The 12071-nt window shown below is 69.0% G+C and carries 13 protein-coding genes; 5 read left to right on the forward strand and 8 right to left on the reverse strand.

Going from position 1 to position 12071, the window contains the following annotated elements; genetic code table 11:
• Window positions 1-89: 89 nt before the first annotated feature.
• Together ACWEV3_RS18335 and ACWEV3_RS18340 are read right to left on the reverse strand one after the other, a co-directional pair.
• Entirely contained in the window at window positions 90-1061 is a 972-nt protein-coding gene (locus tag ACWEV3_RS18335) for a CU044_5270 family protein (protein ID WP_452615018.1), read from the reverse strand.
• Window positions 1058-1693 carry an RNA polymerase sigma factor gene (locus ACWEV3_RS18340; RefSeq protein WP_452615019.1) on the reverse strand — a complete coding sequence of 212 codons (636 nt, stop codon included), beginning with the start codon at window positions 1691-1693 and terminating at the stop codon, window positions 1058-1060. Before ACWEV3_RS18340 ends, ACWEV3_RS18335 begins: the two co-directional genes overlap by 4 nt.
• Before the next feature lie 251 nt (window positions 1694-1944).
• On the opposite strand from ACWEV3_RS18340, the gene ACWEV3_RS18345 reads away from it, so the two are divergent.
• Complete coding sequence (locus tag ACWEV3_RS18345; RefSeq protein ID WP_452615020.1) at window positions 1945-3573, forward strand: alpha/beta hydrolase; 1629 nt, start codon at window positions 1945-1947, stop codon at window positions 3571-3573.
• 94 nt (window positions 3574-3667) lie between these two features.
• Here the strand turns inward: ACWEV3_RS18345 and ACWEV3_RS18350 are convergent, their stop codons facing one another.
• The 5 genes from ACWEV3_RS18350 to ACWEV3_RS18370 form a co-directional block, all read right to left on the reverse strand.
• Window positions 3668-3832 (reverse strand): hypothetical protein, encoded by a 165-nt coding sequence (locus tag ACWEV3_RS18350; RefSeq protein ID WP_165968264.1) that lies wholly within the window; start codon window positions 3830-3832, stop codon window positions 3668-3670.
• 282 nt (window positions 3833-4114) lie between these two features.
• Window positions 4115-5929, reverse strand: a complete 1815-nt coding sequence (locus tag ACWEV3_RS18355; protein ID WP_452615021.1) for a phosphoenolpyruvate carboxykinase (GTP) — start codon at window positions 5927-5929, stop codon at window positions 4115-4117.
• 396 nt (window positions 5930-6325) lie between these two features.
• Complete coding sequence (locus ACWEV3_RS18360; protein WP_452615022.1) at window positions 6326-7075, reverse strand: DUF6802 family protein; 750 nt, start codon at window positions 7073-7075, stop codon at window positions 6326-6328.
• Window positions 7076-7254: 179 nt separating this feature from the next.
• Window positions 7255-7434: a DUF397 domain-containing protein gene (locus ACWEV3_RS18365; RefSeq protein WP_452615023.1), complete on the reverse strand. Its 180-nt coding sequence runs from the start codon at window positions 7432-7434 to the stop codon at window positions 7255-7257.
• A gap of 11 nt (window positions 7435-7445) precedes the next feature.
• Entirely contained in the window at window positions 7446-8300 is an 855-nt protein-coding gene (locus tag ACWEV3_RS18370; protein WP_452615024.1) for a helix-turn-helix domain-containing protein, read from the reverse strand.
• A gap of 115 nt (window positions 8301-8415) precedes the next feature.
• On the opposite strand from ACWEV3_RS18370, the gene ACWEV3_RS18375 reads away from it, so the two are divergent.
• The 3 genes from ACWEV3_RS18375 to ACWEV3_RS18385 all read left to right on the forward strand — a co-directional run bounded on the left by ACWEV3_RS18375 (window position 8416) and on the right by ACWEV3_RS18385 (window position 9968).
• Window positions 8416-8649 (forward strand): zinc finger protein, encoded by a 234-nt coding sequence (locus ACWEV3_RS18375; protein WP_452615025.1) that lies wholly within the window; start codon window positions 8416-8418, stop codon window positions 8647-8649.
• A 97-nt stretch (window positions 8650-8746) separates the two neighbouring features.
• Window positions 8747-8950, forward strand: a complete 204-nt coding sequence (locus ACWEV3_RS18380; RefSeq protein WP_452615026.1) for a hypothetical protein — start codon at window positions 8747-8749, stop codon at window positions 8948-8950.
• 190 nt (window positions 8951-9140) lie between these two features.
• Entirely contained in the window at window positions 9141-9968 is an 828-nt protein-coding gene (locus ACWEV3_RS18385) for an NmrA/HSCARG family protein (protein WP_452615027.1), read from the forward strand.
• Between the two features lie 109 nt (window positions 9969-10077).
• Here ACWEV3_RS18385 and erm read toward each other — a convergent pair whose 3' ends face one another.
• The gene (gene erm / locus ACWEV3_RS18390) at window positions 10078-10815 is read right to left on the reverse strand and encodes a 23S ribosomal RNA methyltransferase Erm (RefSeq protein ID WP_452615028.1); all 738 of its coding nucleotides are present in this window, start codon (window positions 10813-10815) and stop codon (window positions 10078-10080) included.
• 298 nt (window positions 10816-11113) lie between these two features.
• On the opposite strand from erm, the gene ACWEV3_RS18395 reads away from it, so the two are divergent.
• Entirely contained in the window at window positions 11114-12064 is a 951-nt protein-coding gene (locus tag ACWEV3_RS18395) for a MerR family transcriptional regulator (protein WP_452615029.1), read from the forward strand.
• Window positions 12065-12071 lie beyond the last annotated feature (7 nt).

Genomic DNA, 12071 nt, shown 5'->3' on the forward strand with positions numbered 1-12071 from the left:
AGCCGATCTCGTCGAAGTCGTTGCCGCTCATGCCGTCAGGATCTCACCCGCCCGGCAGCATGGCGCGAAACCGCCGCCACCCGGTGCGCCTACCGCCCGGCCGGAACCTGCCCGATCCCGTCGACCACGCTCCGCTCCAGCACGGCCTTCGTCTCCACGAGCGATCCGCCCGCGCCCAAGCTGCTGTCCTCGGCGAGCACGGTCCGCTTCCCCAGGTACTCCAGGGTCTGCGGGTCGAAGATCCACTGCTTGCGCATGCCGGCGTCCTCGTCGAGGTAGCTCACCACCAGGCCGGTGCGGCCCTCGGCGTCCTGCGCCTGGCCGCCCAGCTCCACGCCGGGGATCTTCGCCGCCGCCTGGTACACCGCCGCGGCCAGGTCCGGCGGCAGCAGGGCTTCCTGGATCAGGTCGCCGAGCTTGTCGAACGTCCGCCGGTCCTTCGAACCGCCGCTGCCGGAGTTCTCCCGCGCCCAGGCCAGCAGCGCGTCGGGATCGGTCGGAAGCTTCTGGAGCTCCTCGTAGGTGGGCGTCTGGTCGGCGTGCTTGATCAGCTCGAACATCGGCTCGGAGCCCTCGCGGATCGCGCCGGCGGGCGAGCCGGGAGCGACCTGCCGCTGCGCGAACCAGATCTCCCGCTCCTGCACCGGTCCCAGCACGAACGGCCCGCCGGTGTCGCCGTCGGCGGTGGAGTCCGCGCCGACGCTCCTGATGTAGACGTACTGGTCGGGCCGGACCTGGGGCGCTGGCTTCGCGGCGGCCGCCGCCGAGATCCGGCCCAGTTGCTCGGCCGCTGCGGCCTGCCCGGCGTTCGGGCCGGACTGCAGCACGAACACGCCGGCGGTGATGGCGGCGATCGTCAGCGGAACGGCGGCCAGGGCCCACCGCCTGCTCCGCGCCGGGCGGGCGTGGGTCCGGGGCTGCTGGTGGATCTCCTGCATGAGGTTCTCCCTGAGGACGGTGAACCGCTCGCCGGACAGCTCGGGCTCGGCCGGGGACGGCAGCAGGTGAGCGAGTTCGGCGCGGTCGACCTCTTCGCGCGACCCGCGTCGCATGGCCTTCATCGGTTCCTCCCTTGCGGCGAACGGGACGCCATCGGGCGTCCACCCCGTTCCTGTCCGGCTGCGGGCGCGGGTTCCGCCGCCACGCGCAGGTTCTGCATTTCGGCGTCGGCGAGCTTCTGCAGCCGCGCGCGGGCGCGCGACAGCCGGGAGCGCACCGTCCCGACCGGGACGCCGAGGGCTTCCGCGGCGGCCGCGTAGTCCAGGCCGGACCAGACGCACAGCGTGAAGACCTCGCGCTCACCGCGGCGGAGCTCGGCCAGCGCGCGTTGCGCGGCCGCGACGCGTTCGGCGTCGTCCATCCGGCCCGCCACGTCGTCGGCGAAGTCCGGGACGGTGTCCTGCGGCCGGGTCCGGGCCAGCGCGGCCTGGTGCCGCCGCGCCGCGCGGGAGACGTTGCGCTGGACGTTGGTGGCGATGCCGAGCAGCCACGGCAGCAGCGATTCGCCGTCGGCGTGCACCCGGTCCCGGATCCGCCAGGCCTCCAGGAACGTCAGCTGGGTGATGTCCTCGGCGGTGGCGTGGTCGGTGAGCCGGGCGGCGTGGCGGAAGACGGCTCGGGCGTGTTCGTCGAATAGCCGCGCGAATGCGGCCGGATCCCCGGCTCGCACCCGGCTGCGCAATGTCTCTCCCACGCCCAGTCCTGTCCGCGACACCCTTCGAGTTCCAGGTGACCTGGATCACTTTTCAAGGCAGGGGTGCGATTTCCCGAGAAATCGACGTTCGTCGGGGTGAACGTACATTTCTCGAGAAATTGCGTTCCTGCGGCCGGAAGCTCCTGACATTTGTCACGGATAGTTTCGACAAGCGGCAGTACCTCGCTCTTGTGTTCACCTGATCGAATGATCTTGCAGATTCAAGTGAACGCAACGTGAGAGGGGATCCGGTGCGAAATTCCTTGCGCGCGTTAGGGGTTACCGCAGCCTTGGGGGTGCTGCTGGTCGCTGCCCAGCCGGCTCTCGCCCAGCAGGCGCCACCCCAGCCGCCGTTCGAGGTGCCGGCGAAGTTCGCGGAACAGCGGATCCAGTGGGCACCGTGCTTCCCGCCCGAACTCCCGCCGGACCTGCCGCCGGGATCCGAGCGCCTCCAGTGCGGCACCATGACCGCGCCGATGGACTGGCACAACCCGGACAACGGCAAGGAAATCAGCATCGCGGTCACCAGGCTGTCGCCCGCCGACGGCCCCGGTGACCGCGCGCTGTTCACCAACCCCGGCGGACCCGGCGGCGCGGGCCTCGGCATGCCGCTGGCGATGCTCACCATGGGCATCCCCGAGGTGATGGACGCCTTCGACGTCTACGGCATCGACGTGCGCGGCACCGGGAACAGCAGCACTGTCTCCTGTGGACCGCAGGAGGCGGTGCCCGGGATGGACGTCCGGGATCGCAGCCCGGAGAGCATCGGGGCGCTGATGGACATGACCCGGCAGCTCGCCGCCGACTGCCAGGAGCACAGCGGTGAGCTCGGCCGCTACGTCACCACCGAGCAGACGGTGGCCGACTTCGACCTGCTCCGCCAGGTCGAGCAGCGCGAGAAGATCAACTGGTACGGCGTCTCGGGCGGCACCTGGCTCGGCGCCTACCTGGCCACCTACTTCCCGCAGTCGGTGGACAAGGTGGTGCTCGACTCGAACGCCGAGTTCACCGGCAGCTGGCAGGAGGTGTTCCGCTGGCAGCCGATGGCCTTCGAGCGCCGCTGGCGCGAGGACGTGCTGCCCTGGCTGGCCGCGCACGACGCGACCTACCACCTGGGCGCCGATCCGCGGCAGGTCCAGGCCACTGTGGACGAACTGCGCGCGGCGCTGAAGGCGAATCCGCTGCCGTCGCCGGACGGCCCGCCGGTCGACCACGCCGCGCTCGACAACCTGGTGGTGCAGAGCATGTACTCGAAGTTCGCGTTCCCGCAGCTGGGCGGCACGCTCGCGGCGCTGCGGGACGGCGCGGGCGAGGCCGCTCCGGTGCTCGCGCAGGCGCGGGCCCGCACCATGCCGATGCAGGCCGATCCGAGCGACAGCATGGCGGCGACGTTGTACTCGATCCGCTGCAACGACACGGAATTCCGGGGCTCCCCCGAGTCGGTGGTGGCGCGGTCCGGCGTCGAGGGGCGGCTGTTCCCGACCATGGGCTACTACTCGATCGTGCAGCCGTGCGTGTTCTGGGAGCGCCCGGACGTGAACCTGCCGAAGATCACGGGCAAGGGCCTCCCGCCGGTGCTGATGCTCCAGTCGGAGAACGACCCGGCGACCGCGTGGGAAGGCGCGGAGGTCGCGCACCGGAAGTTCCAGGGCTCGCGGATGATCACCGTCCGCGGCGAAGGCGACCACGGGGTCTTCGGCATCGGAAACGCCTGCGTGGACGACGCGACCACGGCGTACCTGCTTGACGGCGTGGTGCCCGGGCGAGACCTGGCCTGCCAGGGCACTCCGGCGCCGGAGCCGGCCGGGGTGCGCAGCCGCGAGTCCGGCGGTCGGAGCCTGCTGGACGAGCTGGACCGGCTGTCCGGCGTGCTCGGCTGATCTCGGAAAAGGGCTTGGCAGCGCGCAAAAAGCTCGCGGGCGGGGAGTGGATTCGATCCGCTCGCCGCCCGCGGGCCGTTGAGACGCCTTGCACTCATCGCAGTTGTGGCCTCCTCCGGATCGGAATGGTGTCCCGGTGCAGCCGGTCGATCTCACCGGCCTCCGACTGCTCGTCGACTTCGGCGTCCTCCCTGCGCAGCGAAACGAACACCGCAGCGACCGCGATCAGGGACAACGCCAACATGGCCAGATCAGCCATGACACACCCCCTCGTATCGGCGCGCCGTTTTCGGCGGTAATCACTGGGACGCACACAGTGTCCGCCGGGTTGCTGATCGTTTGAAATCCCCGGATCTGCTCCCCCGGGCTGCGTAGATCCACCCGTCGGCGAAAACGAAAACGGCGTTTCCCCGAAAGAGCTTCAGCTCTCTTGGGGAAACGCCGCACGATTGCGCACACTGCGCTGGAGCTCCGCGCCGGACGGGTGGACGCGAAGCTTCCCACGTCGCTTCGCGGATCCACCCGTCCGGGGGTCGCTCGGTCAGTGACCGAGACGCTGTTTCAGGGCCTCCAGCTCGTCGCGCATCGAGCTCGGCAGCGAGTCGCCGACGGTGTCGAACCACTCCTCGATGAGCGGCAGCTCCGCCTTCCACTCCTCGACGTCGACCTTCAGCGCCTCGTCGACGTCGGCCGTCGGCGTGTCCAGCCCGGTCAGGTCGAGCTCCTCGGCCGAGGGCACCCGGCCGATCGCGGTGTCGGCGGCGGCGGCGTTGCCCTCCAGCCGGTCCACGATCCACTTGAGCACGCGCGAGTTCTCGCCGAACCCGGGCCACAGGAAGCGCTTGTCGTCACCGCGGCGGAACCAGTTCACGTAGAAGATCCGCGGCAGCTTGGTGGCGTCGGCGGACTTGCCGATGTTCACCCAGTGCTGGAAGTAGTCGCCGACGTTGTAGCCGATGAACGGCAGCATCGCCATCGGGTCGCGCCGCACGTCGCCGACCTTGCCGGCCGCCGCGGCGGTCTTCTCCGAGGACAGCGTGGCGCCCATGAACACGCCGTGCTGCCAGTCGAACGCCTCGTTCACCAGCGGCACCGTGGTCTTGCGGCGGCCGCCGAAGAGGATCGCCGAGATCGGCACGCCGTTCGGGTCGTCCCACTCCGGCGCCAGGATCGGGCACTGCGACATCGGCGTGCAGTACCGCGAGTTCGGGTGCGCGGCGTTCTCCCCGTTGTCCGGGGTCCAGTCGCGGCCCTTCCAGTCGGTGAGGTGCTGCGGGTCGCCCTCCATGTCCTCCCACCAGACGTCGCCGTCGTCGGTGAGGGCCACGTTGGTGAACAGCGAGTTGCCCTTCTCGATGGTCTCCATCGCGTGCGGGTTCGTGTTCCAGTTGGTGCCCGGCGCGACGCCGAAGAAGCCGGCCTCCGGGTTCACCGCGTACAGACGACCGTCCTCGCCGAAGCGCATCCACGCGATGTCGTCACCGAGGGTCTCGACCTTCCAGCCCGGGATGGTGGGCCGCAGCATCGCGAGGTTGGTCTTGCCGCAGGCCGACGGGAACGCGGCCGCGACGTAGTAGACCTTGTCCTCCGGCGAGATCAGCTTCAGGATCAGCATGTGCTCGGCCAGCCAGCCCTCGTCGCGGGCCATCGCCGAGGCGATGCGCAGCGAGTAGCACTTCTTGCCCAGCAGCGCGTTTCCGCCGTAGCCGGAGCCGAAGCTCCAGATCATCCGCTCTTCGGGGAAGTGCGTGATGTACTTGGTGTCGTTGCACGGCCACGGCACGTCCTGCTGCCCCGGCTCCAGCGGCGCGCCCACGGAGTGCAGCGCGGGTACGAAGTCGCCGTCCTCGCCCAGCCGCTCCAGGACCTTCGCGCCCATCCGGGTCATGATCTGCATCGACACCACGACGTACTCGGAGTCGGTGATCTCCACGCCCAGCTTCGGCGGCTCGGCGTCCAGCGGGCCCATGCAGAACGGGATGACGTACATCGTGCGACCACGCATGCAGCCCCGGTAGAGCTCCGTCATGGTCGCCTTCATCTGGTTGGGGTCCATCCAGTTGTTGGTGACCCCGGCGTCCTTCTCCTCGACCGAGCAGATGTAGGTGCGCTCTTCGACGCGCGCCACGTCCGAGGGGTCCGAAGCCGCGTAGAACGAGTTCGGCTTGTTCGCCAGGCGGGTGAAGGTGCCCGCCTCGACGAGACGATCGGTCATCCGCTGCCATTCCTGCTGCGAACCGTCGCACCACACCACCTGGTCGGGTGTGGTCAGCTCGGCGACCTCGCGCACCCACGACAACAGGCGCTCGTGCGTGGTCGGTGCCTGGTCGAGACCTGGGATGGTCAATGCGGTCATCGCTCCGCGTCTCCTGACTGGGCGCCACAGCCCGGATTCGCCGACGGGGTCTCCCGTCGGCCTTTACAGGGAAAGCTTCGCCCGCCCCGAAGACCGGGCGAAGTGAAAAAGGGATGCACCGAGGCTAACGGCGGATCGGGCGCGCAATGGAGATCAGCCATGTTCGTTCTCTCACAAGAACGATAAGGGAATCGATTCAGAAGCGACCTGAGTAGTGGTCTGGACGAAAATCTCGCCGTGCCGGGATCGCTTGGATCCAGAATTTCCGGCGAACCGGACGTGTTCGCGAACACCGGGTTACGCGCAGGCATCGACCGAATGGCGGTTGATCCCCGCCGCGGACGTGAAAAACCCCGCCCGATGCGCATCGGGCGGGGTGGGAATCGAGCCGAGCGGTCAGCCCCAGACCTCGTCGGAGTCCGCCGCGCCGCCGCGCTGTCCGCCGCCCGCGCCGCCCGCGCCACCGCCCGCACCGCCGCTGTGCGTGTCGACGTTGGCGGCGTGCGGCTGGGCCGCGTCGTCGAAGGTCCAGGCCGCGTCGTCGGTCGCGCCGGTCGCCTGGTTCGGGGCGTATTGGCCGTCGTCGGTCATCTTGCCCTGCTCGACCACGGTCCACTGGCCGTCGCCGGTGTGGTGCGAGATCGTCACGTCGCCGGTCTGGCTGATCTCCACGACCTGGTCGGCGGACCCGTCGCCGTCGACGTCGGTGACCAGCATGGTGCCGCCGGCCTCGGTCTCCACGACCGCCGTGTCGGCGATGCCGTCCTGGTTGGTGTCCTCGGTGGCCGGGCCGACCTGCATGTCGCCCTGCGGCGTGTCGATGACCATCGACCGGCCGTGCTGCTGGTCGTCCGGGTCGGCGCCGCCCGGGTGCTGCTGGGGCGCCTCGCCGGCCCACCCGCCGGTCTCCGCGTCGAAGCGGGCCTGCTCGACGACCACGCCATCGCTGTCGATCGACTGCATGAGGTCGGCTTGACCGTCGCCGTTCTCGTCGATGTACGCGACGTAGCCGTCGTCGGTCATCACGGCGACCGTCTCGTCGATGCCATCGCCGTCGAGGTCGTAGTTGGCCTCGGCGGTGTACTCCTCGCCCTCGACGGTGACCTTGATGTCACCGTCTCCCGCGCCGGTCTCCTCGATGTACACGTCCGCAACCTCTCAGCCGCCGATCAACTGCAAAGCCTACGACGCAGGGTAGAGGCCGCAGGTTCCGGAAATGAAGGACCTGGTCTTTTCCGGGCGCCGATCGCAACGCTCGGTGGTCGGCCCGCAGCGCAGCGGAGGCGGGCTCCACAGTCGGTCAACGGTGTCCCGCGCCACCCCCGCTATCGGTCGAAGGTGCCGTCCTTGACGGCGCCGATGAACCGGTGCCAGCTCGGCACCGGCACGGCTAAGTGCCCACCGTCCCGATCCTTCGTGTCGCGTACCCCGACGGCATCGAGTGTGAAGCCGACCTCGACGCAGTTGGTGTCGGGTCCAGAGCGGCTGGACTTCCGCCATGTCATCTCAGCTTCCATCATCGGTCGGTCTCTCCAATCTCAGCGGCCAGTACTCTGATCAGCTGCAACGACGCGTCAGAGCTCAGCGCTTGTTCTCGCAGTTCATCGGCCGCGCGTTGGTAGTCCGCGACCACCTTCTTGTCGTACAAGAAGGCGGAAGACCTGTAGTGCTCCAGGTGGACGATGGGAAGTGCCTTCGGGAAGCTCAGGTAGACGAACGGGCCGACCAAGGACGCGTTCCACTTCGAGTCCTGCGCAGGAAGCACCTGGATGTCCACATTGGCCATCTCCGCCATTGAGGTCAGGTGCAGCAGTTGCTCGTGCTGAACCTGCTGGCCGCCGAACGGGCGGCGCAATGCGTCTTCGCAGATCAAGGCATGTAGCTTCACGGGATTGCGGCGGGTGAGGATCTCGCGCCGAGCCAGCCGAAGCATCAGCCTGGTCTCGGCCTCTCCGGAGCGACTGCCCGTCATGGCCACCCGTGCGTAGTCGGCGGTCTGCAGCAAACCTGGAATCAGAAGCGGTGCGACGTCAATGATCTCCGTGGCACTTCGCTCGAAATCTATGTAACTCGCCAGCGGACGACCGCTCCCGGAGCTTCCCAGGGCCAACCAGTTCGGGTCGCCTGCCTGTCGGGCTAGATCCAGTGCGCGTTCTCGATGCTCGCCCGTGACGCCGAGTTCTTGCAGGATGCTCGCCACATCCTCTGGTCTCGGGAGCCTTGCGCCGGTCTCGTAGCGCGATATCAGCGTGTGCGATGTTCCAAGTCGTCGAGCGAGCTCGCGCACTGAGAGGTTCTGTCGCTGACGCGCTTCTCTGAGTTCTGCTCCCAGGGCGCGGGCCCTGGGACTCCCGCTACTGGTGCCAGGCATGCACCAGATCCTAGAGAGAGATCCTCACCGCCCGTAAGTGTGATTGCACACAAGGTGACAGCTTCGAGATAGTGGTGCCAGCACCACATCAAGTAAATGGCACCAGGAGGCGGGGATGTTCGAAAGTGCTGGTGTGGACTGGTTTTGGCGGCCGGTGGGGGTCGGGCGGCATGCGTTCGACGTGGCCGCGAAGCGGGCGGAGCCGTATGCGGCGGTGACGTCGTTCTGCGGCGTGGAGGTGGATGCGTGGCAGGTGCAGCGACTGCCGCGAGAGCTGGAGTGGATCAACGAGGACACCTGCATGGACTGCTGGCGGCGCATCAGCGCTCGGTGGGCCACAGGCCCGTGAGCACTTTTTGCTGCTATGGCGACACAAAGTGCACACGGGTCCTGACCAGCGGAAACGTCGACTTCAAAGGTAGGGAGAAACCATGTTCTGGCTTCAGGTGAGCACTCTGGTTCTGGTGAACGTGCTGATCGCGAGCATGTTGCTGGTCCGCGCTCCGCGCGCGCAGCACGCCGGCGCGGGTGATGGCGCGTTGAACGTGTGGCAGCTGATCGAAGAGGTCGAGGCCGAGCGACAACGGGAAGCGGAGTCCGCCGGGCGGCACTGCCTGAACACCGAAACCCTTGCGCGCCTGCGCATCTGACCGAGGCTAGGTCCGGCGAACTCCCTCCCCTCGCCGGACCGCATGGTGGCCGGGCGCTCCGCCCCCGGCCCCGGCGCCCGGCCACCCCCGGCGATCACATGTTGTGCACTGCGTCACACCGAATTGAGCTCGAGTAAGGTCGAAGTTCGAGGATGGCGGTGATCGCGTGGCTACGACGGAAGGTGTTCCCATGACCGACGGCCGGACGGCTCTCGTCACCGGTGCCACCGGAAACCAGGGCGGCGCGACCGCCCGCCACCTGCTGGCGCGCGGCTGGACGGTGCGCGCGCTGGTGCGCGACCCGGAGAAGCCCGCAGCCCGCGAGCTGCGGGATGCGGGCGCGGTGCTGGTCCGGGGCAACCTGGACGACGCCGATTCCCTGCGCGCTGCGATGGCCGGGGCGGACGCGGTGTACAGCGTGCAGGCCCTGGCGTGGGACGAGGCAGGCTTGGCCGCCGAAGTCCGCCAGGGCACGACCGTGGCCGACGTCGCGCTGGAGACGGGCGTCTCGCACCTGGTCTACAGCTCGGTCGGCGGCGCCGAGCGCGACTCCGGCATCGCGCACTTCGAGAGCAAGTTCGCCATCGAGGAGCACATCCGGCGCATCGGTGTGCCCGCCACCGTGCTGCGCCCGGTGTTCTTCATGACCAACCTGGTCAGCACCACCGGCGATGCAGGCGAGCAGGTCCTTTCGCTGCCGCTGGCCCCGGCGACTTCGCTGCAGATGATCGCCCCCGACGACATCGGCTACTTCGCGGCCACCGCGCTGGACGACCCGCAGCGCTACCTCGGCCGGCAGCTCGAAATCGCCGGCGACGAGCCGACCATGCAGCAGGTCGCGGAGACGATCCAGCGCGTCACCGGCACCCCGACCCGCTACGAACCGAGGCCGTTCGAGGGGCGGGACCGGATGTTCGAGTGGTTCGAGGAGAGCGGCTACCGGGCCGACATCCCGGCCCTGCGCCAACAGCACCCGGGGCTGCAAACCTTCGAAGAGTTCCTGCGGCGGCAGTCCTGACCGGCGGTGATCGTGCGCCGTTTTCGCGCGAAAACGGCGTTCTCCACGCCTGGGGATGACGGTTTCGCGCGAAACTGTCATCCCGCGAGCGCTCGTGGCCCACTTGCGGTCAGGTGGTTTCGGTGTAGAGGCGGGCCCAGCCTTCGGCCGTGAGATCCCGGGGCAGCGCGGGCAGGTCGCGGACCCGGCATCCCGTGACGTTGCGGACGATCTCGCCCAGGCCCCGCCCGCGACCGGTGAACACCGCCTCGACGAACCGCTGGTAGCGGCGGAGTTCGCCGAAGGGCACCAGCGGACCAGCGCGGCGCAGGATCCTCAGCACGCCGCCGTCGACCGCGGGCACCGGCCGGAACGAACGAGCGGAAACCTTGCCGCAGAGCCGGAATTCGTACCACGGCGACCATTGCGCGGTCAGCTGGTTGCCGCCCGCGGCTCGCTTCCGGGCGACGTCCCACTGCACCAGCAGCACCGCCTCCGACCAGCACCGAATGCCCAGCAGCCGTCGCGTCATCGCGGTCGTGATGCCGAACGGGAGGTTGCCGACCACCGCGTGCGGCGTGTCGGGGAAGCGGAATTCGAGCATGTCGCCCGTGATCACGTGCACCCGAGGCCACTTGCCGCGGAGCTCGTCGGCCAAGTGCGGGTCGAGCTCCACGGCCGTGATCGGCCGTCCGGTGCGGGCCAATTCGCGGGTGATGGCCCCGCGTCCCGCGCCGAGCTCCACCACGGGAACCGGCGACGGATCGAGCAGATCGGCCATGCGGCGGGCGATGCCGCGGTCGATCAAGAAGTTCTGGCCGAGTTCGCGGCGCGCACGATCGCGCGCCGAATTCCGGCGGGAAGGCATGTTGGCTGCTCCTGCGTTCGCGGACCGGTCGGAACCGGGCCCTCGCGAGCGCAGGTCAGCGTGGAATCACCGCACGACGAACCGCGCGTCGGGAAACGAGAGCCCGGACGCGGAAGGCGACGCGAAAACAGATCCGGCGCCGCCTAAGCGGAACGCAGCCGGATGAAGAAGGCACAAGCAGCAGGACAGGCCATGCGGGGAACGTAGCAACGCACGCACCACCGGCGACACCGATTTTCCCGCTCGGGTTGACCTTGCCCCCGGGGGGCGGGGTTTAGCGTTCGTCGAGGTGACAGGAATGCGGATCAGCGAACTGGCCCGGCGGGCAGGCGTGACGACCAAAGCGGTGCGCTACTACGAATCGCTGGGGTTGATCGCCCCCGGACGGCTGCCCAACGGCTACCGGGATTACGACGAGGCCGACGTACGCCTGGTTCGGGAGGTCAAGGCCCTCAGCAACCTGGGCATCCCCGTCGAGCGCACCCGGCCGTTCCTCGACTGCCTCGCGGCCGGGCGGCAGCACGCGGACGACTGCCCGGCCTCGCTCGCCGGGTACCGGGAGGCGATCGACGAGCTCACCGAGCGGATCGAAGCGCTCACCTCCCGTCGCGCGGTGCTGATCGCGCACCTGCAAGAAGCCGCCCATCGCAACAGCTGCGCGACCAGCGGAGAGGACCCGATGAACGACTACCTGAACCTGCCCGCAGACCTGCCCGTGCCCGAGGACGACGGCGCGGCGGACCACCTGCCCGGGATGCGGATGCCGCGCCTGGAACTCCCGAGCAAAGGAGGCGAGACGGTCCGCGTCGACGCGCTCGGTCCGGGCCGCGCGGTGCTCTACATCTACCCGCTCACCGGCCGCCCCGGCACCGACCTCCCGGAAGGCTGGGACTCGATCCCCGGGGCGCGTGGCTGCACCCCCGAGGCGTGCAGCTTCCGCGACCACCACGAGGACCTGCACAACGCCGGCGCGACCCGCGTGTTCGGCCTGTCCAGCCAGTCCACCGACTACCAGCGCGAGGTCGTCGAGCGGCTCCACCTGCCGTTCCAGATGCTGTCCGACCCCGCGCTGGGCCTGGCCGACGCGCTCGACCTGCCCACGTTCGAGGCCGGCGGGATGACGCTCTACAAGCGGCTGACGCTGATCATCCGCGACGGCGCGATCGAACACGTCCACTACCCGATCTTCCCGCCCAACGAGCACGCCGAGCAGGTTCTGACCTGGCTGCGGGGCAATCCTCTTCGCTGAGCACCCG

This window comes from Saccharopolyspora sp. NPDC003752 (genome assembly GCF_053605825.1).

Excerpts from the sequence above, each read along its gene's own strand:
- ACWEV3_RS18335 (WP_452615018.1), bottom strand. The coding sequence starts at position 1,061 with ATGAAGGCCATGCGACGCGGGTCGCGCGAAGAGGTCGACCGCGCCGAA.
- ACWEV3_RS18350 (WP_165968264.1), bottom strand. The coding sequence starts at position 3,832 with ATGGCTGATCTGGCCATGTTGGCGTTGTCCCTGATCGCGGTCGCTGCG.
- ACWEV3_RS18355 (WP_452615021.1), bottom strand. The coding sequence starts at position 5,929 with ATGACCGCATTGACCATCCCAGGTCTCGACCAGGCACCGACCACGCAC.
- ACWEV3_RS18365 (WP_452615023.1), bottom strand. The coding sequence starts at position 7,434 with ATGACATGGCGGAAGTCCAGCCGCTCTGGACCCGACACCAACTGCGTC.
- ACWEV3_RS18370 (WP_452615024.1), bottom strand. The coding sequence starts at position 8,300 with ATGCCTGGCACCAGTAGCGGGAGTCCCAGGGCCCGCGCCCTGGGAGCA.
- ACWEV3_RS18375 (WP_452615025.1), top strand. The coding sequence starts at position 8,416 with ATGTTCGAAAGTGCTGGTGTGGACTGGTTTTGGCGGCCGGTGGGGGTC.
- ACWEV3_RS18385 (WP_452615027.1), top strand. The coding sequence starts at position 9,141 with ATGACCGACGGCCGGACGGCTCTCGTCACCGGTGCCACCGGAAACCAG.
- erm (WP_452615028.1), bottom strand. The coding sequence starts at position 10,815 with ATGCCTTCCCGCCGGAATTCGGCGCGCGATCGTGCGCGCCGCGAACTC.
- ACWEV3_RS18395 (WP_452615029.1), top strand. The coding sequence starts at position 11,114 with ATGCGGATCAGCGAACTGGCCCGGCGGGCAGGCGTGACGACCAAAGCG.